The organism is Actinomyces bowdenii, from assembly GCF_017592395.1.
Classification (GTDB): Bacteria; Actinomycetota; Actinomycetes; order Actinomycetales; family Actinomycetaceae; genus Actinomyces; species Actinomyces bowdenii.
This window is the reverse complement of the sequence record NZ_JAGFOU010000001.1, coordinates 87678-110560: the sequence shown is the minus strand read 5'-3', so window position 1 is coordinate 110560 and position 22883 is coordinate 87678. Positions and strand designations below refer to the sequence as shown.

The 22883-nt window shown below is 72.2% G+C and carries 20 protein-coding genes and 1 tRNA gene; 15 read left to right on the top strand and 6 right to left on the bottom strand.

Annotated elements, in window-relative coordinates; all coding sequences use genetic code 11:
• Nucleotides 1–2: 2 nt before the first annotated feature.
• Both J5X07_RS00470 and J5X07_RS00465 read left to right on the top strand, forming a co-directional pair.
• On the top strand, nucleotides 3–722 hold the full coding sequence (locus J5X07_RS00470; RefSeq protein WP_243896148.1) for an ABC-2 transporter permease: 720 nt from the start codon (nucleotides 3–5) through the stop codon (nucleotides 720–722).
• Between the two features lie 43 nt (nucleotides 723–765).
• A complete protein-coding gene (locus tag J5X07_RS00465) occupies nucleotides 766–1581 on the top strand; it encodes an ABC-2 transporter permease (protein WP_208478313.1) in 816 nt (271 codons plus the stop codon).
• A 70-nt stretch (nucleotides 1582–1651) separates the two neighbouring features.
• Here the strand turns inward: J5X07_RS00465 and J5X07_RS00460 are convergent, their stop codons facing one another.
• Complete coding sequence (locus J5X07_RS00460; RefSeq protein ID WP_208478312.1) at nucleotides 1652–2338, bottom strand: DUF3806 domain-containing protein; 687 nt, start codon at nucleotides 2336–2338, stop codon at nucleotides 1652–1654.
• A 372-nt stretch (nucleotides 2339–2710) separates the two neighbouring features.
• Between J5X07_RS00460 and tmk the strand changes: the two genes are divergently transcribed.
• From tmk to J5X07_RS00440, 4 genes are all read left to right on the top strand, one after another.
• Nucleotides 2711–3409, top strand: a complete 699-nt coding sequence (gene tmk / locus J5X07_RS00455; protein WP_208478311.1) for a dTMP kinase — start codon at nucleotides 2711–2713, stop codon at nucleotides 3407–3409.
• Nucleotides 3406–4635, top strand: a complete 1230-nt coding sequence (locus J5X07_RS00450; protein ID WP_208478310.1) for a DNA polymerase III subunit delta' — start codon at nucleotides 3406–3408, stop codon at nucleotides 4633–4635. Before tmk ends, J5X07_RS00450 begins: the two co-directional genes overlap by 4 nt.
• Nucleotides 4636–4957: 322 nt before the next feature.
• On the top strand, nucleotides 4958–6673 hold the full coding sequence (locus J5X07_RS00445) for an alpha/beta hydrolase (protein WP_341769352.1): 1716 nt from the start codon (nucleotides 4958–4960) through the stop codon (nucleotides 6671–6673).
• A gap of 191 nt (nucleotides 6674–6864) precedes the next feature.
• On the top strand, nucleotides 6865–8457 hold the full coding sequence (locus J5X07_RS00440) for an alpha/beta hydrolase (protein ID WP_341769351.1): 1593 nt from the start codon (nucleotides 6865–6867) through the stop codon (nucleotides 8455–8457).
• A gap of 135 nt (nucleotides 8458–8592) precedes the next feature.
• Here J5X07_RS00440 and J5X07_RS00435 read toward each other — a convergent pair whose 3' ends face one another.
• On the bottom strand, nucleotides 8593–9591 hold the full coding sequence (locus J5X07_RS00435) for an asparaginase (RefSeq protein WP_208478309.1): 999 nt from the start codon (nucleotides 9589–9591) through the stop codon (nucleotides 8593–8595).
• A gap of 163 nt (nucleotides 9592–9754) precedes the next feature.
• Nucleotides 9755–10141: a hypothetical protein gene (locus J5X07_RS00430; RefSeq protein ID WP_208478308.1), complete on the bottom strand. Its 387-nt coding sequence runs from the start codon at nucleotides 10139–10141 to the stop codon at nucleotides 9755–9757.
• 287 nt (nucleotides 10142–10428) lie between these two features.
• Between J5X07_RS00430 and J5X07_RS00425 the strand changes: the two genes are divergently transcribed.
• From J5X07_RS00425 to J5X07_RS00415, 3 genes are all read left to right on the top strand, one after another.
• Nucleotides 10429–10501, top strand: a tRNA-Thr gene (locus J5X07_RS00425).
• A gap of 500 nt (nucleotides 10502–11001) precedes the next feature.
• Nucleotides 11002–11322 (top strand): histone-like nucleoid-structuring protein Lsr2, encoded by a 321-nt coding sequence (locus J5X07_RS00420; protein WP_124934793.1) that lies wholly within the window; start codon nucleotides 11002–11004, stop codon nucleotides 11320–11322.
• A 197-nt stretch (nucleotides 11323–11519) separates the two neighbouring features.
• Entirely contained in the window at nucleotides 11520–12257 is a 738-nt protein-coding gene (locus tag J5X07_RS00415; protein WP_124934792.1) for a phosphoglyceromutase, read from the top strand.
• 68 nt (nucleotides 12258–12325) lie between these two features.
• Here the strand turns inward: J5X07_RS00415 and phoU are convergent, their stop codons facing one another.
• The gene (gene phoU / locus J5X07_RS00410) at nucleotides 12326–13006 is read right to left on the bottom strand and encodes a phosphate signaling complex protein PhoU (RefSeq protein ID WP_124934791.1); all 681 of its coding nucleotides are present in this window, start codon (nucleotides 13004–13006) and stop codon (nucleotides 12326–12328) included.
• Nucleotides 13007–13142: 136 nt separating this feature from the next.
• On the opposite strand from phoU, the gene J5X07_RS00405 reads away from it, so the two are divergent.
• The 6 genes from J5X07_RS00405 (at nucleotide 13143) to J5X07_RS00380 (ending at nucleotide 19227) form a co-directional block, all read left to right on the top strand.
• Complete coding sequence (locus J5X07_RS00405) at nucleotides 13143–14426, top strand: sensor histidine kinase (RefSeq protein ID WP_244925160.1); 1284 nt, start codon at nucleotides 13143–13145, stop codon at nucleotides 14424–14426.
• Entirely contained in the window at nucleotides 14423–15127 is a 705-nt protein-coding gene (locus tag J5X07_RS00400) for a response regulator transcription factor (protein ID WP_124934789.1), read from the top strand. The genes J5X07_RS00405 and J5X07_RS00400 overlap by 4 nt, the downstream gene beginning before the upstream one ends.
• A gap of 140 nt (nucleotides 15128–15267) precedes the next feature.
• Entirely contained in the window at nucleotides 15268–15750 is a 483-nt protein-coding gene (locus J5X07_RS00395; protein WP_124934788.1) for a CarD family transcriptional regulator, read from the top strand.
• Between the two features lie 84 nt (nucleotides 15751–15834).
• Nucleotides 15835–16698, top strand: coding sequence for an IspD/TarI family cytidylyltransferase (locus J5X07_RS00390; protein ID WP_244925159.1), 864 nt, complete (start codon nucleotides 15835–15837; stop codon nucleotides 16696–16698).
• Nucleotides 16699–17040: 342 nt separating this feature from the next.
• The gene (locus tag J5X07_RS00385; protein ID WP_124934787.1) at nucleotides 17041–17376 is read left to right on the top strand and encodes a hypothetical protein; all 336 of its coding nucleotides are present in this window, start codon (nucleotides 17041–17043) and stop codon (nucleotides 17374–17376) included.
• A gap of 420 nt (nucleotides 17377–17796) precedes the next feature.
• Nucleotides 17797–19227, top strand: a complete 1431-nt coding sequence (locus J5X07_RS00380) for an MFS transporter (protein WP_243896147.1) — start codon at nucleotides 17797–17799, stop codon at nucleotides 19225–19227.
• A gap of 142 nt (nucleotides 19228–19369) precedes the next feature.
• Here the strand turns inward: J5X07_RS00380 and J5X07_RS00375 are convergent, their stop codons facing one another.
• Together J5X07_RS00375 and J5X07_RS00370 are read right to left on the bottom strand one after the other, a co-directional pair.
• Nucleotides 19370–19792 (bottom strand): DUF2218 domain-containing protein, encoded by a 423-nt coding sequence (locus J5X07_RS00375; RefSeq protein ID WP_124934784.1) that lies wholly within the window; start codon nucleotides 19790–19792, stop codon nucleotides 19370–19372.
• A gap of 119 nt (nucleotides 19793–19911) precedes the next feature.
• Nucleotides 19912–22482, bottom strand: coding sequence for a glycoside hydrolase family 3 C-terminal domain-containing protein (locus tag J5X07_RS00370; protein WP_208478307.1), 2571 nt, complete (start codon nucleotides 22480–22482; stop codon nucleotides 19912–19914).
• Nucleotides 22483–22883: the final 401 nt, after the last annotated feature.

Genomic DNA, 22883 nt, shown 5'->3' with positions numbered 1-22883 from the left:
TGATGATGGGGACCAGGACGGGGGCAGTGCCGGTGACGGGGCGGCGCATCGGCCAGGCCGTGCTGAGGCGGCCGTTCGGCCCCGGGGGCGGCAGCGGCGCGATAGCGCCCGCCAGAGTCGGGGCGCTCCTGCGGCTCGACCTCATCGTGCTGCGCCATCGCGGTCCGCTGCTCCTCCTGCTGCTGGTGCCGCTCGCACTGCTCATCGCCATGGACGCCCTGGCCGGCCGCCTGCAGGCGATGGTGGTGATGGGCATCACCCTGGGACTGTGCGCCCAGTACGCCCAGGGCGCTGTGGAGGCGGCTCACCGCATGGGACGGCTCCACGGAGCACTGCCGCTGCGGCGCAGCGAGCTGGTCGGCGCCCGCTGGATCGAGGGGCTCGCCCTGGTGATCCTGCCCTGCCTGGCCTGCGTGCCGGTGGCCGCCCTCACCGGTGACTGGGGCGGCCTCATGGCCGGCCTGGTCGTCATCTGCCTGTCCGTGGCCCTCGGACTGCCGCTGTTCCTGTGCCTGGCCCCGGAGCAGGCCCTGTGGGTGTGGGGCCTGTGCCTGGGGGCGGGGGCCGGCGCCCTCTACGGCGGCACCCTGCTGCTGGCCGGGCCCGTGACCCAGGCGCTGCGCGAACCGGCGCCCGCGGTGCTGGCAGCCATGGCCTGCCCCGCCCTCCTGGGCGCCTCCCTGGCGGTGAGCCTGCGCTGGTACGGGCGCCAGGATCACTGAGACCCGGCCGAGGAAGAAGCGAGAAGACGTAAGGAGACCGATCATGCCCATGCCAGTGCCCATGCCAGTGCCCGCTGCGCCTGCCGCGCGGACTGTCCCCACCGTGCCCGCCGCCGAGTCCTCCGGCGCTCGCGCTCCCGGCGCGCCCGCGGCGGTGCGCGCGGCGGGCGGCCCGCCCCGGTGGGAGTCGGTGCGCGCCGTCATGCGCCTGGAGCTGGTCGTCTGGACTCAGCCGTACCTGGTGGCGATGATAGGGCTGCTCCTCATCGTGCCGGCCGCCATCGCCGCGGACCACTGGCTGGGGGCCGTGCTCCCGCTCCCACTGGTGGTCCTCCTGGGGGTGATCCCGCCATTCCTCCTCCTGATCCTCAGCGGGTCGGTGTGCCTGACCCTGTGGGACCCCTCGCGCTCCACGGTGGCCCTGCGGCTCTACGGGGCGCTGCCCGTCACCCGCACCGAGGTGCTGGCCGGCCACTACCTGCTCATCCTGGCCTATGGGGGTGCCTCGGTCCTCCTGGCCGCCGTCCATCTCCTCGGGGCTTTCGGGGCCGCCGACCCTCGGACCTGGGCGATCGTGCTGGCCTGGGTGGTGGCAGTGGTGGTGCCCTGCGCGGTGATGCCCCCGGTGCTCGCCAGGTACCGCAGCGCCCTGGTGAGGATCGTGGTCCTGATGGGGGTGTCCGTAGGCCTGGGTCTGCCCGTCGGGTTCCTCGCGGGCTCCGAGGCGGTGTCCCTGGCCTCCGTCTCCCAGCCGGGGACGCTCCTGGGCCTCGCCGTCCTGCTCCTCGTGCTCGCCCCGGCCGCGCTGGGCGCCTCCTGGATGATCTGCCGCCGCATCTACACCCGGCAGGACCACTGAGGGGACTGCCTGAGAGTGCCGTACTCATCTCCGGTGCCGGCGATGAGTACGGCTCCGGGCCCGCCGCGGACTACTCCTCCTCGGCGAGCTCCTCGCGCACCCGGCGGATCTCGGCCTGGGACAGGCGGAGGAACTCGGTCAGGCTCGTCATGTTCTGCCCCGTCCACCTCTTGGCCACAGCATTCATCGGGAACATGGCGATGGAGCCCACCTCGCTGGCCACCGCCAGGGAGGTCCCCTGCTCATCGATGAGCACGCACCACTTCATCTCGCAGCGCTCCACCAGGATCTGGCCGATGACGGCGCCCATGAGGTTGATGAGCGGGTTGGGGTCGGCGCGGGACTCCTCATCCACGGCGTACCAGGCGGTGCGCTGCTCCTCGAAGAACTCCTCCAGGGCCCGGGGGGAGTCGGTGATGCCCAGCTTCTTGGCGTAGGCCAGCAGGTCGCGCACCCAGGTCTGCTCGGCCTCGTTGAGCGGGAGGATCTGCGTGCCGCCCTCAGTGCTCCCGGGGCCCGGGCCCTGCGCGGGTGCCCCACTGGTGCCATCGGTGGGGCCGGCGTCGTCGGTGCCGCCAGAGGCGCTGTCCTGCACGCTCGCGGGCTCCTGAGCCTCGGCCTCAGCCTCGGGGCGGGGCCCGGTGGGGGCGGTGCCCGCGGTGCCGGTGGCCGCCTGCTCCTGACCGTGGGAGGCGCCGGAGGGGCCGTCCTCAGCCCCCTGCCCGGTGGCGCCGGTGGCGGTGTTGGTCTCTGACATGGGCGGGCTCCTCGGTTTCGTCTGGTTCGGTGGAGAGGCTCCTGCCCGCTCATCCTCACATGGAGTGCCGGTGCGACTGCGGGGGTGGGCCGGGCGTGTCCCCACCTCCAGCCCTGCGCCGCCTCGTCACCGGCGGCCCCGGGCCTGTGCGGCTCAAGAACGACGTCACTTCGCGACGGAAGCGTCACCTCGCGGAATCGACGTACCCCACAGGTATCGCATGAGTCGCGAAGTGACGCATATGTCGCGAAGCGACGCCCAACTCGCCGTCCTCCCGCCGAGTCCCGGCTGACCTTCCGCTCCGACCAGCGCGCGCCCCACCCGCCCGGCCCGCGCACCCGGGGCCTGACCGCGGCCCGCTACCCTGTGCCCGTGACCACCGCCGTCCCGCCCGCCGCACCCGGCGCCCCCGCCCCGCGCGCGCCCCGCCCAGGGCTCTTCATCTCCTTCGAGGGCGGCGACGGCGTGGGCAAGACCACCCAGATCGCCGCCCTGGCCGAGCATCTGGAGGCTCAGGGCGTGGAGCACCTCGTCACCCGCGAGCCCGGCGGCACGGGGCTGGGCGCCCAGATCCGCGGCCTGCTCCTGGACGGCGGGCATGTGGCCCCCCGCGCCGAGGCCCTCCTGTACGCCGCCGACCGCGCCCACCACGTGGAGACCCTGGTGCGCCCCGCCCTGGACCGCGGCGCCGTCGTCCTGACCGACCGCTACCTCGACTCCTCGGTGGCCTACCAGGGCGCCGCCCGCAGCCTGGGGGTCGCCGAGGTGCGCGACCTGTCCCTGTGGGCCACCGGGGGCCTGCTTCCCGACCTGACCATCCTGCTCGACGCCGACCCCCTCCTGGCCGCCCGGCGCACCAGCGGCCGCGGGCGGGCCGACCGCCTGGAGCGCGAGGGGGAGGCCTTTCGCGCCGCCCTGCGCGAGCAGTTCCTGGCCCTGGCCGCCGCCGAGCCCCAGCGCTTCCGCCTCATCGACGCCGCCCGCCCCGTCCCGGAGATCGCCGGTGCGGTGCGGGGCGCCGTCGAGCCGCTGCTGGCCGGCCGGACCGCCCGGGCGGGTGAGCGGGCATGAGCGTGTGGGACGACGTCGTCGGGCAGGAGGCGGCCGTGGCGGCCCTGGCCGCCGCGGCGCAGTCCGCCCGCCAGGTGGCGCTGGCCCGCGAGGCCGGCTCGGCCGGGCCTGCGGGCGGGGCCCCGGGCGCGCCCGAGACGCCCTCGCAGGCCCACTCGGCCATGACCCACGCCTGGCTGATCACCGGTCCGCCGGGCTCGGGGCGCTCCAATGCCGCCCGCGCCTTCGCGGCCTGCCTGCAGTGCACGGGGCCGGAGCCGGGATGCGGGCGGTGCAAGGCCTGCCGCGACGTCATCACCGGCTCCCACCCCGACGTCGTGCGCCTGACCACCGAGAAGCTCCTCATCACCATGGATGAGGTCAAGGAGCTCATCGGCGAGGCCCAGCGCCGCCCCTGGACCGGGCGCTGGCGCGTCATCCTGGTGGAGGACGCCGACCGCATGGCCGAGCGCACCACCAATGTCCTGCTGAAATCCATCGAGGAGCCCCCGCCTCAGACCGTCTGGCTCCTGTGCACCCCCAGCGCCGACGACGTCCTGCCCACCATCCGCTCCCGCTGCCGCCTGGTGACCCTGCGCATCCCGCCGGCCCAGGCGGTGGCCGAGCTGCTCGTGCACCGCGACGGCGCCGACCCCGAGCTGGCCGCCCGGGCCGCCCGGGCCAGCCAGTCCCATATCGGCCTGGCCCGCCACCTGGCCACCGACCCCGATGCCTGGGACCGACGCCGCCGCCTGCTCATGTCACCCGTGAGCCTGCGCAGCGTGGGCGATGCGGTGCTGGCGGCCGCCTCCCTGGTCGAGGCCGCCGAGTCCGAGGCCAAGGAGGCCACCGCCGAGCGCGACGCCAGGGAGAGGGCCGAGCTCACCCGCGCCCTGGGCCTGGAGGGGGAGGGCAGGGTCCCGCCGGCCCTGCGCTCCCAGATCCGCCAGCTCGAGGAGGATCAGAAGCGGCGGGCCCGGCGCGCGCGCACCGACGTGCTGGACCGGGCCATGATCGACCTGCTCTCCTTCTACCGCGACGTGCTCGCCACCCAGATGGGCAGTGAGGTCGAGCGGGTCAACATCGACCTGGCCGAGACCGTCGAGCAGGTGGCCCGCACCACCGCCCCCCAGCAGTCCCTGGCCCGCATCGCCGCCATCGAGGAGTGCCGCACCCGCCTGCGCTCCAATGCCGCGCCCCTGCTGGCCGTCGAGGCGCTCATGGTCCAGCTGCGCCCGCAGGCCTGAGGCCCCGCCCGGCCCCTCCAGCGGGGGCTCATCCCGGCCGGCGCCGGCCGCGAGGGCGCTGGCAGGCGCCGGAGCCCTCCGAGGACCGACCGGAGAAGGTCTTGACATTTCTCTATGACGATCATGTAAGAATGGTGTGTATCACAGGAATAGTACGGGCGGCGGAACTGCTCTGTCTGTCTATACTGTGTATGTACGGACGGCGTTATGTGCGATCTCGCACCGGCGGCCCGGGAGCCGGCCCTGCTCACCCGTGGGTTGGGCGCGGCGGGCCCATCGGGCTCAGCCCGTCGTCAGGCCTATCGCTGCATGAGGAGAGACAGTGACACAACCGATGATGAGTGCGGCCATGCCCCGGGGAGGGCAGTGCGCCGCCCGGCGCGCACGGCGGCTGCGCCGTGCCACCGCGATGGTCGCCGTGGCCGGCGCCGCGGTCCTGGGCCTCGGGCCGACGACGGCGCTCGCCGCGCCCCCGGCGCCCCAGGCTCCGGTGCCCCCGGGCCTGGAGCGCTTTTACGGCCAGAGCGTGGAGTGGTACCCCTGCGCGGCCGAGGGCGGCATGACTGCCGGCGATGCGGGCACGGGCTTCGAGTGCGCCACCGTGGAGGTCCCCCTGGACTACGAGGACCCCGAGGGCCAGACCATCGAGATCGCGATGAAGAAGCACAAGGCCACTGGAGCGACGAGCCGGGGTGCGCTCTTCCTCAACCCCGGTGGCCCCGGCGGCTCCGGCGTCTCGACCGTGGAGGGGCTGGCCACGCCCGGCCGCTTCGTCTCCGCGGATGTCGCCGCCGCGTACGACGTCATCGGCTTCGACCCGCGGGGTGTGGGCTCCTCCACGCCGGTGCTCTGCGAGGCCCCGGGGCAGGCCGCGGCCGCGGGGCAGAGCCCCCAGGTGGCCATGGAGGCCCAGGGGGGCCCGGTGGCGCTGCCCGCGCCCCTGGTCGAGGGCCCGGTGGTCGACCCCCTGGACGACCCCGCGGTCGTCGAGCGGGCCGACCCCCTCGCCCAGCTCCCCTTCGCCGCCCTGGTCCTGCTCCTGCGGCTGGATACGGCCCGGACCGAGGCCGCCTGCGCGCAGCACACCCAGCCCGCCGAGCTGCTCGACCATGTCGACACCATCTCGGTGGCCCGGGACCTGGATGTGCTGCGCGCCCTGGCCGGCCAGGAGGACCTGAACTACCTGGGCTACTCCTACGGCACCTACATCGGCACGATGTACGCCGATCTGTTCCCTGAGAACACGGGCAGGATGGTCCTCGATGCCGCGATCGACCCCTCGCAGGGGCAGGCTGAGAACGATCGGGAGCAGAGGCTGGCGATGGAGGCCTCCCGGCGCGTCTACCTGGAGAACTGCCTGGCCACGGAGGGCTGCCCGCTCAGCGGGGATGTCGATGCGGCCTCCGACCAGCTCGACGCCTTCATCGACGGCCTGGCCGCCGATCCTGTCCCGACGGCGGATCCCGACGCGCCCCTGACCGGCAGGCAGGTCGAGAACGCCATTCTCGGCGCCCTCTACTCCTCCGAGGCGTGGCCGGTCCTGACTGAGGGCCTCAACCAGGCGATGACGCAGGACGATGGCTCACTCCTGGCCAGCCTCGGGAGCGCTGGGGAGAAGGCCGTCGTCGATCACGCGGGCACGGCGGTCAACTGCCAGGACTACCCGGTGGAGGGGGACATGGCCACCTGGGAGGCCAACTTCCGCCGCGACAGGGCCGACGCGCCGCACTACGGCGGCCAGCTCTCGGATGCCAGGTGCCAGGCCTGGGGGCACAACGGCACTCGCGCCCCCGCCCCGGTGCATGCTGAGGGAGCCGCCCCCATCCTGGTGGTGGGGACCACCGGCGACCCGATCACGCCCTACTCCGCGGCCGTCTCCCTGGCCGAGCAGCTGGACTCCGGCCAGCTCCTGACCTGGGAGGGCAACGGCCATGCCGCCTACACCCGCGCGGGCGACTGCGTGAACAAGGCGGTGGACGCCTACCTGCTCACCGGGCAGATGCCGCAGGAGGGCCTGGTCTGCACCGGTCAGGAGTGACCGGTCGGGAGCGATGAGCCGTCCCGCCCTGCGCCCCCGGGTGCCTCAGTGCCCGGGGGCGCAGGGCGGGACGTGCCGGGCGGGCCCTGGGCCCCGGGGAGGCGTGCCGTGCCCGGGGCCCAGGGCGCGTGGGGAGAAGGGTCCCCCTCAAGGAGGAGGAAGGCGCGGCCGGACCGCCGTAGGCTGCCGCCGTGACCATCTCGATACTGCGCCCGCAGCGCCGCCTCGCCGCTGCCTTCGCCATCGCCCTGGCGTGCACCGGACTCGCCGCCTGCCAGGACCGGCAGGCGGACATCACCCCCACTCCGCCCCCGACCCAGCAGGCCGCCGCCGTCCCCGAGGGCCTGGAGAGGTTCTACAACCAGGAGGTCGACTGGCAGCCCTGCGAGAAGGGCGAGGGCATGACCAAGGCCGACTCCGAGACCGGCTACACCTGCGCCCGCATCACCGTGCCCCTGGACTACGAGCAGCCCGAGGGGCAGACCATTGAGATCGCGGTGAAGAAGCGGGCCGCCGATGGGGAGTCCATCGGCTCGCTCTTCGTCAACCCCGGAGGCCCGGGGGGCTCGGGCCTGGACCTGGTCGACGGCGCGGAGAACCTCATGACCAGCGAGCTGCTCGACAGCTACGACGTCGTGGGCTTCGACCCCCGCGGCGTGGGGCAGTCCACCGCCGTGGACTGCCTGACCGATGCCGAGCTCGACGAGGAGCGCAGCGGTGAGGTCGGCCCGGCCACCGAGGCCACTGCTCAGGAGGCGGTCGCGCAGGGGCAGGAGGGGGCCGCCAAGTGCGAGGCCAAGACCTCGACGGCCGGCCTCCTGGACCACATCGACACCGTCAGCGCCGCCAAGGACCTGGACGTGCTGCGCGCCGTGGACAAGCAGGGCGTGCTGTCCTACCTGGGCTACTCCTACGGAACCTACCTGGGTGCCACGTACGCCGAGCTGTTCCCCGCCAATGTGGGGCGCCTCGTGCTCGATGCCGCCCTTGATCCCTCCTTGAGCGCCGCCGAGGTCACGCGAGGCCAGGCCGAGGGCTTCGAGAAGGCCCTGCGCGCCTACGTCGAGGACTGCCAGACCGGGAGCTCCTGCCCTCTCAAGGGGGATGTCGACGCCGGGGTCAAGCAGATCCAGGACTTCCTCGAGGTCACGCGCACCTCCCCGATCCCCACCGCCGACGAGGCCCGGCCCCTGACCCGCGATCTGGCCGCCTCCGCAGTCCTGGGGGCCCTGTACGAGTCCGCGATGTGGGGCACGCTGTCCACCGGGCTGGAGCAGGCCATGGAGCAGAACGACGGCTCCACCCTGCTGCTCATCACCGACACCCTGTCCTCGCGCAACCCCGATGGCACCTACGCCGGCAATGGGGATGAGGCGATCACCGCCATCAACTGCCTGGACTACCCGGTGGAGGGCGATGAGGCCCAGTGGGACGCCCAGGCCGCCGAGCTGGAGGAGGCCGGCCCGACCTTCGGTGCGGACCTGGCCTACTCCGACGCCGTGTGCCAGGGCTGGGGGCACGAGTCCACCCGTGAGCGCGCCCCCATCACGGCCAGTGGCGCTGCGCCCATCCTCGTGGTGGGGACCACCGGCGACCCGGCGACCCCCTACCCCTGGGCGCAGGCGCTCGCCTCCCAGTTGGACTCCGGCCGCCTGCTGACCTGGGAGGGCCAGGGGCACGCCGCCTACGGCCGTGGCGGGAAGTGCGTGAGCAGCGCGGTGGACTCCTACCTGCTCGCCGGGACCCTGCCCGCGGAGGGCACGGTCTGCCACGGGCAGGAGTGAGCCCCGGCTGTGCTGCGCGGATGGCCCGCGGTCGGTGACCGCGGCGGCGGCCATCGGTGTGGGCCCGCCTGGATCCCTGGTGGGCCCCGCACCGCGACGGTGCCGTCTGCGCGCGGTGCGGGCCGTGGGCGGCCCTTACGGGGTCAGCTCGCCGGCGATCGAGTGCCCGATCCTCCCGGCCAGCCCGGCCCCGCGCAGCCCTTGGCTCAGGAGGAACTGCACCTTGGCGTAGACGGCCTCCAGGGTCATGTCCCGGCTGCCGACGGCGCCCGCCCTGGCCACGGCGTCGCCCGCCTCGTAGTGGCCCAGGAGCACCTCGGCCTGCTGGCACTGGGAGGTGACGACGACGGCGGTCCCCTGGGCGATGGCCTCCTGGAGGACCTCGGTCAGGCCAGGCTCCTGGCTGGGCACATTGCCCACCCCGAAGGCCCGCAGGATGACCGCCTCGGGGGCGGGGTCCAGGAGCGCCTCCAGCCGGGTGGCGGTGATGCCCGGGGCCATGTCGAGCACGACGACGTCGTGGCGCGCATAGGGCTCCGGGCGCGGCCATCCCCGGCCCGGCTCGGGCCGGGGGCCCCACTGCCAGGGCGCCCCGGTGACGGCCAGGGGCGCGGCGCTGGGGGACTCGAAGCCCTCGAAATCCCAGGAGGAGCATTTCGAGGCCCGGTTCCCGGCCAGCAGCCGGTGGCCGAAGAACAGGGCGACGCCCTCCAGCCTCCCCGAGGCGGCCGCCCGCAGTGCCCCGGTGACGTTCGCCGCGGCGTCGGAGCCGAGCTCGCCCAGTGGCAGCTGGGATCCGGTGATGACGACCGGGGAGGGGAGGTCGGTCAGCGCATAGGACAGTGCTGCCGAGGTGTAGGCCATGGTGTCGGTGCCGTGCAGCACCACGAAGGCGCGGCCGGGATCGGCGGCGCCATGGGCGCGCAGGTCGTCGATGATCGCCTGCCATGACTCGGGGGTGGCGTTGGAGGAGTCGATGAGCGGGTCCAGGCTGGTCATCGTCACCGAGTCGGCCAGATCGGTGCCCTCCAGCAGAGCGGCCAGCCAGCCCTCCAAGTCGGCCCCGGGGACCAGGCCCCGGGGGGAGTCGATCATTCCGATCGTGCCGCCGGTGTAGGTGATGTGAATGCGCATGGCCTCTCCTCCTGTTTCACTCCTCGGCCAGGACCGCGTCGAGCCGGTCTGCCCTGATCCTGCCCCGCACCAGGTACCAGCCTGCCACCATCATGATCACGACGCCGCCGAGGAGCGCCGGCGATGCCGATCCCGGCCGGGTTCATGATGATCTCCAGGGCATTCACGGCCAGGTGGGAATTGAGTGCCGCGCCACAAGTCCCAGAGCGGCGGTGAGCGCGACCGCCTGGATGATGCCCCTGGCATAGGGCGTGCCGATGCCGGAGAAGAAGGTGACGAGGGATTGCAGTGAAGAGTGGAGTGAGGAGTGGAGTGGGGAGTGGGCTGCGCGGGGCGGTGCCATCGCCATGAGGATGACTGGGCCCACATGGAGAACGACGAAGCGCAGGCTCATCGAGTTGATGGCCCCGGGCAGGATCCTCGCGGCGTTCTCGGCCCCATCCGTGCCCGTGCTCGCGCCCGCCATCTGGGCGCCGCCGAAGGCGAAGACGACTCCCAGGTCCAGGGTGAGCCGGAACTCCGTCTCACCGAGCCTTTTCGCGTTCAACATAGTGGGGGCGAGTCCGCGGCCGGGGTGCGGTCCAGCGGCTGGTCGCCGCTGGACGGACGGAGGGCGCGTCATGGGACTCCCTGCGATAGGTGCCGTGGTCGTGGCCGCTCACATGGCCAGTGCCCCGGAACCCGGCGGATACCCCACCACCGGCAGCGCCCGCAGTGGGATCGGGCCCTGCCGCGCCGGCGACTGTGCTGTGTCCAGCGCCACGGCGGTCCGCTGTGGCACCGGATTGCGCTGCGGGTGCTTGGCGCTGTATCTTCAACTCGCCGCGCTGCGCGCGTGCCGCCTTAGCTCAGTCGGCAGAGCGATTCACTCGTAATGAATAGGTCGTGGGTTCGATTCCCACAGGCGGCTCCGCAAGCCCCGGGACCCTTCTCCCGGGGCTTCCCTGTGCGTCATCCCGGCGATGCCACCGAGCCCTCCGGGTCTCTCCGGGCGCTGCCGGGCCATGCTCGGAGCGCTGCGCACCCAATGCGCAGCGGCGCTCGACATCACGTCTGCGCAACGGGGCGGTTCCGGACGCGCCCATGCGCGCGCTGTGATGATCCTGAGCCGCATGCGCGCCACTGCCGCCTATCGGTCGCGGTCGCCGGAATCGGTTGTCTCCGCCATGGATCGCAGATGCCCCTTTATTACGCCGGTGGGCGGGATCCGTGCCGAGGCCGCACCGCGGTGAGGGCTTAGGGGCGGGGGGTGAAACCCGCCCGCCCTGGGAGCCGTCTCGGGGCGAGCCTGAAAGAGTCCTGGCATAAGGGGTGGCGGTGTTGCAAGATTCCGATCTTGCATTTACTCTTGCATCAACCCGCGCGGGATTCGTCTCAGGTGATCCCGCCCTCCGATCCGAATGGGGAATCATGGCGCAGAAAACTCAGGTCATCCTGGTCGACGACGTTGACGGCTCCGAGGCCAGCCAGACCATCACCTTCGCTCTTGACGGTGTCAACTACGAGATCGACCTCAATGACGAGCACGCAGCCGCCCTGCGCGAGTCATTTGAGGAGTGGGTCGGCAAGGCCCGCCGCACCGGTGGGCGCCGCACGACCGGCCGCCGCCGTCCTTCGGGGACCTCCGACACTCAGAAGATCCGTGAGTGGGCCCGCTCCCAGGGCATTGAGGTCTCTGACCGCGGCCGCGTCTCGGCCGAGATCCGCGAGGCCTACAAGAACGCCCACTGAGCCGCGTGCCCCGGCACGCAGTGCAGGCCGCGGCGGGGCGGCACAGGGATATCCCTGTGCCGCCCCGCCGCGGCCTGCGGCCTCAATGGCGCCCCTGACCGCCGGTCCCACGTGCCGGGGGCGGCGCGCGCCGATGGGCCGGTGCCGCTGGGACCGAGGGCCTCGCGCCATCGTGCTGGGCCTGGCAGGATAGGGCCATGGCTTACACCCTGGTACTGCTCCGCCATGGCGAGAGCGAATGGAATGCTAAGAACCTCTTCACCGGCTGGGTCGATGTCCCCCTGTCGGACAAGGGGCGCGCGGAGGCCTCCCACGGAGGAGAGCTGCTCAAGGAGGCGGGAGTCCTGCCCGAGAAGCTCTTCACCTCGATGCTGCGCCGCGCCATCATGACCGCGAACCTGGCCCTGGACGCCGCGGACCTCCACTGGATCCCCGTCGAGCGCCACTGGCGGCTCAACGAGCGCCACTACGGCGCCCTGCAGGGCAAGAACAAGAAGGAGATCCGCGAGGAGTACGGCGATGAGCAGTTCATGCTCTGGCGCCGCTCCTACGACGTCCCCCCGCCTGCCATCGAGCTGGGCAGCGAGTTCTCCCAGGACTCCGACCCCCGCTACGCGGGCGAGCCGATCCCGGCCACCGAGTGCCTCAAGGATGTCCTGGAGCGGCTCCTGCCCTACTGGGAGGACACCATCGTCCCCGAGATCAAGACGGGCAAGACCATCATGATCGCGGCCCACGGCAACTCCCTGCGGGCCATCGTCAAGCACCTGGACGGCATCTCCGATGAGGAGATCGCCGAGGTCAACATCCCCACCGGCATCCCCCTGGTCTACGAGCTCGACGAGGAGACCCTCAAGCCCCTGAAGAAGGGCGGGCGCTATCTCGACCCCGAGGCCGAGGCCAAGATCGCGGCCGTGGCCAACCAGGGCAAGTGAGCCTGCGGGCCGCAGGCCCGTGACGCCCCGGCCGTTCGCGGCCTGCCGGCTCTGCCCTGCCGTCGCGCTCAGTGCAGGGCGTCGGCGTCCTCGGCGTCGTGGGTGCCCGGCATGCTGGCTCCTGAGACAAGGTAGGCCACGCGGCGGGCCACCGAGGTGGAGTGGTCCCCGAAGCGCTCCAGGAAGCGCCCCATGAGCACCGCGTCGATGACCTGCTGGCGGCTCATCTCATGGGCCGGGTCCAGGATCATCTGGAAGGACTGGCGGTGCAGCGCATCGAGCTGGGCGTCGCCGGCCTGGATGGTGGTGGCCAGGTCCAGGTCGTGGGTGGAGACCAGACGGGCGACGTCCTTGCCCGCGCGAACGGCCAGGTCGGCCATCTGGAGGATGAGGCCGAGCACCGGCTCGGGCACGGGGGGCTCGGGGTAGCGGCCCCGGGCGATGGCGGCGATGTGCCGGGCCAGATCTCCCTGGCGCTCCAGGGTCTGGGACATGCGCAGGGCGGAGATGACATTGCGCAGGTCCCCGGCCACCGGCTGCTGGCGGGCCAGGAGCATGACGCACAGGTCGTCGATGTCGCGCTGGAGGTCGTTGATCCGCTCGTCGGCGTCGATGACCTGCTCGGCGATGACGATATCGCTGTGGCGCAGGGACTCACTGGCGCGCTCGATGGCGGTGGCCACCTGATTGGCCATGGACTCAAGATCCGAGCCCAGCTGCCTGAGCTCCTGATTGAAGATGTCGCGCACGGGGCGGCTCCTGTTCCTTACTGCGGTGGTGGGTTCAGTTGAATGCGAATGCGGGGGAGTGGGCGGTCGAGCACCGTCGGGTGGTGCGGGCCGGGGCCGGTCGCGGCTCCCGCCCCTGACCTCCTACCCTAGAGCCGTGGACCCTGTTTGGCTGCTGATCCTGGTGGCGCTGGTGGGCGTGGCCGCCGGAACCGCGGCGGGCCTGGCCTTCGGCCTGTCCGAGCGCGACCGCCGTCGCGCCTCCCGGCCGGCCTCCGGCTCCCTGCCGGACATGGACGGCGCCATCCCCGTGCTCGCCGCGCTGCGCTCCACGGTGGTGGTGCTCGACGACGATGACGACGTCCTGCGCGCCTCGGCCGGGGCCTACACCTTCGCGATCCTGCGCGGCGACGCTGTGGCCGACCCGACCATCGCCGCGATGGTCTCGCGCGTGCGCGCCACAGGAGTGGCCGAGGACGCCGAGGTCACGGTGGCCCGCGGGCCGGTGGCCGGGGCCGGGTGGTTCCACCTCCAGGTGCGGGTGGCCGGCATCGGCCAGGGGCGCATCCTCATCCTCGTGGAGGACCGCACCGCCGCGAAGCGGGTGGAGGCCATGCGCCGCGACTTCGTCGCCAATGTCTCCCACGAGCTCAAGACGCCCGTCGGCGCGATTTCGCTGCTGGCGGAGACCGTGGAGGCGGGTGCGCAGGACCCCGACCACGTGCGCGATTACGCGGGCCGGATGCGCAAGGAGGCCAAGCGCCTGGGAGTGCTGGTCCAGGAGATCATCGAGCTCTCCCGGCTCCAGGAGGGCGATGCCCTGGCCGAGCCCGAGGACGTCGAGCTCGACGCCGTGGTGGCCGAGGCCCTGGACCGGGTGCGCGTGGAGGCCGAGGGCCAGCAGGTCGAGCTGGTCTCCGGGGGGCGGCGGGGCCTGCGGGTCCGGGGGGACGCCGCTCTCATCACCACCGCGGTGCGCAACCTGCTGGACAACGCCATCCGCTACTCCGGGCCCCGCACCCGCGTCTCCGTGGGCGTCTCGCTGGACCCCTCCGACACCGACCTGGTGCGCATCGCCGTGGTGGACCAGGGCATCGGCATCCCCAAGGCCGACCAGGAGCGGGTCTTCGAGCGCTTCTACCGCGTGGACAAGGCCCGCTCGCGGGCCACGGGGGGCACCGGCCTGGGCCTGAGCATCGTCAAGCACGTGGCCGCCGATCACGGCGGCACGGTGGAGCTGTGGTCCGCCCCGGGCCGCGGCTCCACCTTCACCCTGGTCCTGCCGCGCCTGCACCCCGAGCCGGGGGCCGAGGCGCAGGCGGGCTCGGATCCCGCGCTGGATCCGGGGCGGGATCCCAGCATCCCGGGGCACAATGGCGGCTCCCGGGCGCAGGGCGGTCGGGATGATGTGACAGCTGATTCGGACAGGAGTGGCTCATGACCCGCATCCTTCTTGTCGAGGACGAGGAGAACTACCGGGACCCGCTGGCCTTCCAGCTCAGGCGGGACGGCTACGAGGTCCTCACCGCGGAGGACGGGGTGCTCGCCGTCGAGCGCTTCGAGGACGCGGGCCGGGTCGGTGGGCCGGGCGCCATCGACCTGGTGCTGCTCGACCTCATGCTGCCGCGGATGGGCGGGATGGAGGTGTGCAAGCGGATCCGGCGCAGCTCCACGGTGCCGGTCATCATGCTCACCGCCAAGGACTCCGAGGTGGACAAGATCGTGGGCCTGGAGATCGGCGCCGATGACTACGTCACCAAGCCCTACTCCTACCGCGAGCTCGTGGCCCGGATGGGGGCGGTGCTGCGCCGCACCAGCCACGAGGTCCAGGACAGCCAGACGCTGCTGTCGGTGGGGGAGGTCTCCATGGACGTCGAGCGCCACGAGGTGCGCGTGCGCGACCAGGGCGTGGAGATGCCCCTGCGCGAGTTCGAGCTCCTGGAGCTGTTCCTGCGCAATCCCGACCGGGTGCTCACCCGCTCCCAGATCATCGAGCGCGTCTGGGGGGCCGACTACGTGGGGGACACCAAGACCCTCGACGTCCACGTCAAGCGCATCCGCGCCAAGATCGAGCGCGACCCCTCCCACCCCGTCATGCTCACCACGGTGCGGGGGCTGGGCTACAAGCTCGTGGCCGGCTGAGGGCAGCGGGGTGGGGCCGCGGCCGGCTGCAGGAGCGGGCAGGGGCCGCCCGGGACCGGGCTTGTGAGATACCTCCCCGGTCTTTGCCCGGTATCCCCTGATAAACTAGGGCTCCACTATCAAACTGGAGTGTCATTCCCATGACCTTTGAAGTCGGAGAGACTGTCGTCTATCCCCACCACGGTGCTGCCCGGATCATCGATATCCGGCAGCGCAAGGTCCGTGGTGAGTCCAAGACCTATCTGCAGTTGGAGGTCGCCCAGGGGGACCTGACGATCCTCGTGCCCGCGGAGAGCGTCGAGCTCATCGGCGTGCGCGACGTCGTCGACGAGTCGGGCCTGGAGAGGGTCTTCGAGGTCCTGCGCGCGCCCCTGACCGAGGAGCCCACCAACTGGTCGCGCCGCTTCAAGGCCAACCAGGAGAAGATCGCCTCCGGCGACGTCATCAAGGTCGCCGAGGTGGTGCGGGACCTTTCCCGCCGTGACACCGACCGCGGCCTGTCCGCCGGGGAGAAGCGCATGCTGGCCAAGGCCCGCCAGATCCTCGTCTCCGAGCTCGCCCTGGCGCAGAAGACCGCCGAGGAGGAGGCCGAGTCCCGCCTGGACGAGGTTCTCGCCTCCTGACGCCCCCGGCGCCGCTCTGTCTCATGCGGGGGATCCTGAGGCTGCGGCACTGCCCGCGTGCCGGTGAGGCGGTAGCCTCCCGGTGTGAACGACTCCGCTGACCCCCGTCCCGTCGACGGCCCTGTGGCCGCCATTCTCACGGCTGCGGGCTCGGGAACCCGCCTGGGAGCGGGTGGGCCCAAGGCCCTGGTGCCGGTGGGCGGGATCAGCCTCCTGCGCCGGGCCGCTGGCGGGCTCCTCGACTCCGGCGTCGTGGACGGCCTCATCGTCACCGCCCCGCCCGAGCAGGTCGATCGCTTCCGGCTGGAGATGGCTGGGGTGGCTGAGGCGGCCCAGCAGCCGGTGGAGGTGGTGGCCGGCTCCGCCGCCTCCCGTCAGGCCTCGGTGGCCCTGGGCCTGGAGGCGGTCCTGGGGGCGGTGCCCACGGCGCGGGTGGTGCTGGTCCATGACGCAGCCCGGGCCCTGACCCCGCCGGAGGTGATCCGGAGGGTGGTGGCGGCGGTGCGCGCCGGCCACGGCGCGGTGGTCCCGGCCCTGCCGGTGACGGACACGATCAAGGAGGTCGCTCCGGTGCGGGAGGGCCACGACGACGTCGCCGCTGGGGCGGGCGGGGGCGTTGAGCCGGTGGTGGCCACGCCGTCGCGCGAGCCCCTCAGGGCGGTGCAGACCCCCCAGGGCTTCGAGCTGGGGACCCTGCTGGAGGCCCACCGCCTGGGCGCCGGGCGCTCCCAGGATGAGGCTGTGGCGGCCTCCGATGATGCGGGTCTGGTGGAGGCGGCCGGCGGCAGTGTGGTGGTGGTGCCGGGCGATCAGATGGCCCTGAAGATCACCACCCCCACCGATCTCGCCCTGGCCGAGGTGCTCGTCTCCGGCGCTCCCAGGCCCCCCGCGTCCGGGCCCGCCGATGACCCGGTGGTCCCCGGTCCCGGCGCCCCGGCTCAGTACTGATCCTGGCGAACCCGTCGACAAGCCGACCCCACGGTCTCGTACCTTAGCTGGTGGTCTCGTACTCCAGACGTGCGAGACCACCAGCTAAGGTACGAGAATGTCACCGGACCCGGTGCCGCACGCCCAGGCGGGGCTCACTCGCCCTCGGCTGTGAACGAGATTCGGGCTGGACGTGCTCAAGAAGCGGAGTGAGAGCGGAATGTGTGATCCCTGAGTAGAAGGGGTCGGATAGTGCTCCTTCGCGGGTAGATTGATCATCATCAGTAGTGACCTGTCACGCAACTTCTTCATAGGGCTCCTGGGGAGGAGCCATTCGGGCTTCTCTGAGGAAGAGGAGGAGTCATGGAACGTCGAGAGTTCACCAGGATCGCCGCTCTCACCGGTGCCGGCCTGCTGGTCGCCCCTGCAGCATGGGCCAGCAGTACCTCGGGCACGTCTGCGGGAGCACCCGCGTCAACCGCCGTTCTGACCGCCGAGGATGAGCAGTTCCTGAAGATCATCTCGGAGCTGGAGGCGCTTCCGGAGGACTTGAAGCAGCAGACACCGGTTCAGGGAGGGGAGTACGAGGCGCAGGTGAGCTCCCGGCTCAACGGCCTCAAGAGCGTCAACAGCGTGTCGACCGGCGATCGACCTGTCCCGGCCTTCAACTGGGCCGTATGCGTCTGGCCTGGCTCCTGATGTTTTGGTGTGTTTCTCGGTTTGAAGTGGGTTTCTCGTTGGAATGGTGGGGGTGGGGTGGGTGTCTGGCACACTAGGGTCGGGTGGGGGTCGGTCTGGGGTGGGTGGTGTTTGTTGGACAAGGGGATCCTCATCCCTCTTTTGATCCGAGAGAATGGAGCCATCTCGAGGGCGAAGTGACTGTGATGAGATCAAGCAGCAGGTAGTGCGCCAGATGATCGGCAAGGAACGCTCGATCACGTCGGTGGCCACCTCCTAAGGCCTGGAGCCCCAGAGGCGTGGGCAACTGGGTCGCGAACTACAAGAAACACCACTCACCCCAGATCATTGTCAGGGCGCGGCCCGGTGGAGGGCCGGGGCGGGCCCTCATCGATTCCCATCATGCGGCGCGGGCCGCCCGAGCACCGTAGGGTTCCCACCATGAGCCTCCCCTCCGCGCGGCCGCCCTCCCCGGCCGACCGCCCCACCCCCCTGATGTCCTGGCCCGTCATCGCCTGGGGGCTGTGGGACTGGGGGTCGGCCGCCTTCAACGCGGTCATCACCACCTTCGTCTTCACCGTCTACCTCGTCAGCGAGCCCTTCGGTGACAAGGCCGGCAACGAGACCTCCCTGAGCGTGGGCCTGGCCATCGCCGGGGCCTGCATCGCCCTGCTCGCCCCGGTCACCGGGCAGCGCGCGGACCGCTCCGGGCGCACCGTGCTGTGGCTCGGCGTCTACACCATGGTGGTCGTCGCGGTCTCCGCCGCCCTCTTCCTCGTCCTGCCCGAGCCCGGATACCTCTGGCTGGGCATCACCCTGCTGGGGCTGGGCAACGTGTTCTTCGAGCTGGCCTCGGTCAACTACAACGGACTGCTCAGCCACCTGGCCACCAAGGACCGCGTCGGCGCCGTCTCCGGCCTGGGATGGGGGATGGGCTACATCGGCGGCATCGTCCTGCTGCTCATCCTCTACGTCGGATTCATCGCCCCCGAGGTCGGATGGTTCGGCGTCACCGGCGAGAAGGGCCTCAACGTCCGGGTCTCCATGCTCATCGCCGCCGCCTGGTTCGGCATCAGCGCCATCCCCGTGCTCCTCACCCAGTCCAGGCGCGACCCGCGCCGTCGGGCCCTCGCGCGCGGCCAGGGTACGCCCCAGGCGAGCCCGCCGGCCCAGGACGGCGTCCCGGCGCCGGCCGCGCAGGCGGCGCGCGACTCCCTGCTCTCGTCCTACAGGCGGCTGTGGGGCACCCTGGTCAACCTGCACCGCCACCACCCCGAGGTCCTGTGGTTCCTCCTGGCCGCCGCGATCTTCCGCGACGGGCTGGCCGGGGTCTTCACCTACGGCGGCATCCTCGCCCGCAACACCTTCGGCTTCTCCTCCGACCAGGTCATCATCTTCGCCATCGTCGCCAATATCGTCGCCGGCATCACCACCATCGCCGCCGGCCGCCTCGATGACCTCATCGGGGCCCGCAGGGTCATCCTGGGCAGCCTCACCCTGCTGGTCATCGCCGGGCTCCTCGTCTTCCTCCTGCATGATGCCGGCCCTCTGGCCTTCTGGGTCCTCGGCCTCATCCTGTCCGGATGCGTGGGACCCGCCCAGTCCGCGGCGCGCTCCTTCCTGGCCCGCCTCATCCCCGAGGGCAAGGAGGGCGAGATCTTCGGCCTCTACGCGACCACGGGGCGCGCCGTGTCCTTCATGGCTCCCGCCATGTACGCCCTGTTCGTCGCCCTGGGAACCAGGGCGGTGGGGCCGGGCGCCGGCTACTGGGGGGTCCTGGGCATCATCACCGTGCTCGTCGTCGGCCTCCTGCTCATGCTGCGCGTCGGCGAGCCCACCGGGGAGGTCACCACCGCGCCCGCCACCATGTAGGCCTTGGCCCCGCGCCAGGAGGCGGGATGCAGGTGCTCACGCGGCAGCGCCGCCACGCACCCCGCCGCAGCACCGCGACGGGGGAGCGGCGGCGAGCAGCGGTCAGGGGCGGAACGCGCCTGGCTGTCAGGGGGCTGAGCGCTCAGGAGGAGCGGCGGGCCTCGCGCTCGGCGCGCATGCGCTCCAGATCCTGCGGGCTCAGCGGGCCCTGAACCGTGCCCTCAGAGCCGTCCCGACGGATCCAGCCCACCCGCATCGCCTCCTTGACGCCGAAGCGCGCCAGGTGGATGCCCACCACCTGCTCCAGGCCGGCCAGGTGCTCGTCGTCGGTGCGCAGGCGCAGCACCAGGGCCCCCGGCTCGCAGGACAGCTCCACCACCCCGGTCACCGGCCCCTCCCGGTCGAAGGCCAGGGCGCCCGTGGAGGCCGCCGGATCCCAGGAGGCGGTGATCTTACGGCCCATGTGGCTGACCAGCTGCTTGCCATAGCGCTCCGGGCGCTGCGTGGGCACCCGGGCCTCGGAGCCGGCGGGGAGGTCGAGGGCGAGAGTCTCAGCATCACTCATGAGGCTATCCTTACCTGATGCGCCGATGGCGGGCCAACCCCCCATCGCACCACCCCGGACCCCGGCCGAGCGATGAGGTGAGTAGCCGGGCCCTCCCGGGCCCGCCTGATGGGCCCGCCTCAGTCCCGCGGTGGGAGTGCCCCGCCGGGCCCGTCCCCGGGCTCCACGGCAGGCCCCTCCTGGGCGCGGGCCCGGTCGAGCAGGGCGCGGTACGCGGGCGGGTCCAGGTCCATGCCGGGCATGGCCACCAGGCGGTTGGCGGGCATGGCGGACATCATCTCGAAGGTGGTGCGGTCCTGGCGCAGGCGGGCCAGCGTCCCGGCCAGGGCCTGCTCCATGAGAGGGCCTCCCACCGGGTGCCCCAGCCACTCGCCCAGCGTGGAGTCCAGGCGCAGCCCCCGCACCGGTGCGGGGGCCTGGACCTCCAGGGGCAGGACGGCGGGCAGGTCGCGGCTGGAGAAGCCCACGGACACCTCGTAGCGGCCCGCCTCGACCACCCAGGCCTGGGAGGGCTCGTCCCAGAAGGAGAGGTCCCGCTGGGTCAGGGCGAGCTCGACCCCGGTGGACCGCCCCGCCTCCAGGCGCACCTTGGTGAAGCCGCGCAGCTCGCGCGGGGCCCGCTGGATGGCGGAGGCGCCGGTGCGGCCCACGTAGACCTGCACCACCTGGGCCCCGGGGCGCTGGCCGGTGTTGGTCACGGTGGCGCGCACGGTGGCCAGGACGCGGGCCTGCCCCTCGGCGTCGGCGGCGCTCACGGGGCCTCGGGCCCGAACCGCCCGAACCTCCGCCGTGTCCTCGCCGGTGTCCCCGACGTGCCTCATGTGCACGCCGCTCAGGGTGAAATCCGTGTAGGTCAGGCCGTGGCCGAAGGGGTAGGCCACCTTGCGCTCCATGGCGTCCACGGCCCGGTAGCCGATGAAGACGCCCTCGCCGTAGTCCACCACCGAGTCATGCCCGGGGAAGTTGAGCTGGGCCGGCAGGTCCGCCAGCCGCCGGGGCAGGGTCTCGGCCAGATGCCCCGAGGGGGCCTGCGCCCCCAGGACGACGTCGGCGATGGCCGACCCGCCGGCCTGCCCGCCCAGCCAGGCGATGGCCAGGGCATCGGCGGCGCCGTCCCAGGACAGGTCGACCGCCGAGCCGCCCACGACGATGACGATCGTGGCTGCGGCCACCTGGCTGACGGCGCGGACCAGCTCGACCTGCTCGGTGGGGATCGCCATGTGGCTGCGGTCATAGCCCTCGGACTCATCGATCTGGGGCAGGCCCACCAGCAGGACGGCCGTGGCGCCGCGGGCGGTCTCCACGGCATTCGCGCGCAGGACCTGCGCGGACAGCTCCTGACCCTCCTTCCCGGCGGCCTCGGCCAGGGGGTAGCCCGGGGCGAAGGCCACGGCATCCTCGCCCAGTGCCTGGATGAATCCCTCCAGGGCGGTGTCCAGGCGGGTGGGGGTGATGACGGAGGAGCCGGCCCCCTGGTAGCGCGGGGTGCGGGCGAACTCGCCGATGAGGGCCAGGGGGTGCTCGGCGGTGAAGGAGCCGGCTGCCAGCGGCAGTGCGGGGGTGGCGGTGGGGCCGACCGGCTCGTTCTTGAGCAGGACGGTGCCCTCGGCGGCCACGCGCTGGGCCAGGGCGTGGTGGGCCCGGGCGTCGTAGCCCCCGCCCGCGGCCCGCGCGGACTCCAGGGCCGCGGCGGTGTGCAGGATGAGGGTGGTGATGCGCTCAGCGGCGGTGTCCAGCACGGCCTCCGCCAGGCGCCCCTCACGCACCGCCTCCACGATCCGGGCATCGGTCCGGCCCCCGGAGGCGGGCATCTCCAGGTCCAGTCCGGCGGCGAGGCCGGGGACGCGCTCGTTGACGGCGCCCCAGTCGGAGACCACGACGCCCTCGAAGCCCCACTCCTGTCGCAGCACGGTGCTCAGCAGCCAGGGATCCTCGGAGGCGTGGATGCCGTTGACCCGGTTGTAGGAGCACATGAGGCTCCAGGGCTGGACGGCGCGCACGATGTGCTCGAAGGCCGGCAGGTAGATCTCGCGCAGGGCCCGCGGCGAGACGCGCGCATCCACCCGCATGCGGTCGGTCTCCTGGTTGTTGACGGCATAGTGCTTGAGGCAGGCCCCCACCCCCTGGGCCTGGATCCCGGCCACGAGGGCGGCGCCGATGCGCCCGGCCAGCAGGGGGTCCTCCGCGAGGTACTCGAAGTTGCGCCCGCACAGGGGTGAGCGCTTCATGTTGACCCCGGGGCCCAGGATGACGGCGACGCCGTTGGCGGCGGTCTCGGCGCCCAGCGCCCGGCCCACGGCCCCGATGAGCTCGGGATCCCAGGTGGAGCCCAGGGTGGCGGCGGTGGGGAAGCAGGTGGCCGGCACGGAGTCGCCCAGGCCTGGGCGATCGGTGGCCGTGGCCTGCTTGCGCAGGCCGTGGGGCCCGTCGGTGACCATGATCCGCGGGATACCGAGGCGCTCGATGGCCTTGAGGTGCCAGAAGTCGTCACCGGAGGTCAGGGAGGCCTTCTCCTCCAGGGTCATCCGCGCCACCAGCTGTGCCGCACGGGTGCGGTGCTCCGCGGGGGTGGAGGTGCGGTGCTCCGCGGGGGCGGGGGCGCGGCACTCCGCAGGGGCGGGGGCGTGGTGCTCGGCGGGGTCCGGGACGGGGGACGGATCCTCGGGGGTGTCAGGGGCGGTGGTGATCACTGTGGGCTCCTTCGACCTGGATGGCCACCCGATCCTACCGCTTGGTGGTTAACCGGGCGGGTGCTGGCGCGTCACGATGGTATGGGACTCTTGGAACGATTCTTCGCGGGGTGAGTCGTTTTCTGCTGGGTCAGGCGCATCCTGCTGGGTCGGATGGACCAATCTGAACGAGCAGGATGCGGCTGACCCGGCGAAGAACGGCTGACCCAGCAGACCGGCCCGACAGGACGCCGGCGCACGCACAGCAGGGCAGACCCACGCGCTCGGGGCACAGGGCGCTTCGCGAGCCTCCGACGATGTCGAGGTCAAGGCAGGCCCAGTTCTCGGGGCACAGGGCACCGCAGTGGCGGCCACCACCCCTGGGGGGGGCGAGACCGCGGCTGCACTGTGGCCATCGGCGC

Excerpts from the sequence above, each read along its gene's own strand:
- J5X07_RS00375 (WP_124934784.1), bottom strand. The coding sequence starts at position 19,792 with ATGAGTGATGCTGAGACTCTCGCCCTCGACCTCCCCGCCGGCTCCGAG.
- J5X07_RS00430 (WP_208478308.1), bottom strand. The coding sequence starts at position 10,141 with ATGTTGAACGCGAAAAGGCTCGGTGAGACGGAGTTCCGGCTCACCCTG.
- J5X07_RS00460 (WP_208478312.1), bottom strand. The coding sequence starts at position 2,338 with ATGTCAGAGACCAACACCGCCACCGGCGCCACCGGGCAGGGGGCTGAG.
- J5X07_RS00435 (WP_208478309.1), bottom strand. The coding sequence starts at position 9,591 with ATGCGCATTCACATCACCTACACCGGCGGCACGATCGGAATGATCGAC.
- J5X07_RS00465 (WP_208478313.1), top strand. The coding sequence starts at position 766 with ATGCCCATGCCAGTGCCCATGCCAGTGCCCGCTGCGCCTGCCGCGCGG.
- J5X07_RS00450 (WP_208478310.1), top strand. The coding sequence starts at position 3,406 with ATGAGCGTGTGGGACGACGTCGTCGGGCAGGAGGCGGCCGTGGCGGCC.
- J5X07_RS00395 (WP_124934788.1), top strand. The coding sequence starts at position 15,268 with ATGACCTTTGAAGTCGGAGAGACTGTCGTCTATCCCCACCACGGTGCT.
- J5X07_RS00380 (WP_243896147.1), top strand. The coding sequence starts at position 17,797 with ATGAGCCTCCCCTCCGCGCGGCCGCCCTCCCCGGCCGACCGCCCCACC.
- J5X07_RS00385 (WP_124934787.1), top strand. The coding sequence starts at position 17,041 with ATGGAACGTCGAGAGTTCACCAGGATCGCCGCTCTCACCGGTGCCGGC.
- J5X07_RS00420 (WP_124934793.1), top strand. The coding sequence starts at position 11,002 with ATGGCGCAGAAAACTCAGGTCATCCTGGTCGACGACGTTGACGGCTCC.
- J5X07_RS00400 (WP_124934789.1), top strand. The coding sequence starts at position 14,423 with ATGACCCGCATCCTTCTTGTCGAGGACGAGGAGAACTACCGGGACCCG.
- J5X07_RS00470 (WP_243896148.1), top strand. The coding sequence starts at position 3 with ATGATGGGGACCAGGACGGGGGCAGTGCCGGTGACGGGGCGGCGCATC.
- J5X07_RS00415 (WP_124934792.1), top strand. The coding sequence starts at position 11,520 with ATGGCTTACACCCTGGTACTGCTCCGCCATGGCGAGAGCGAATGGAAT.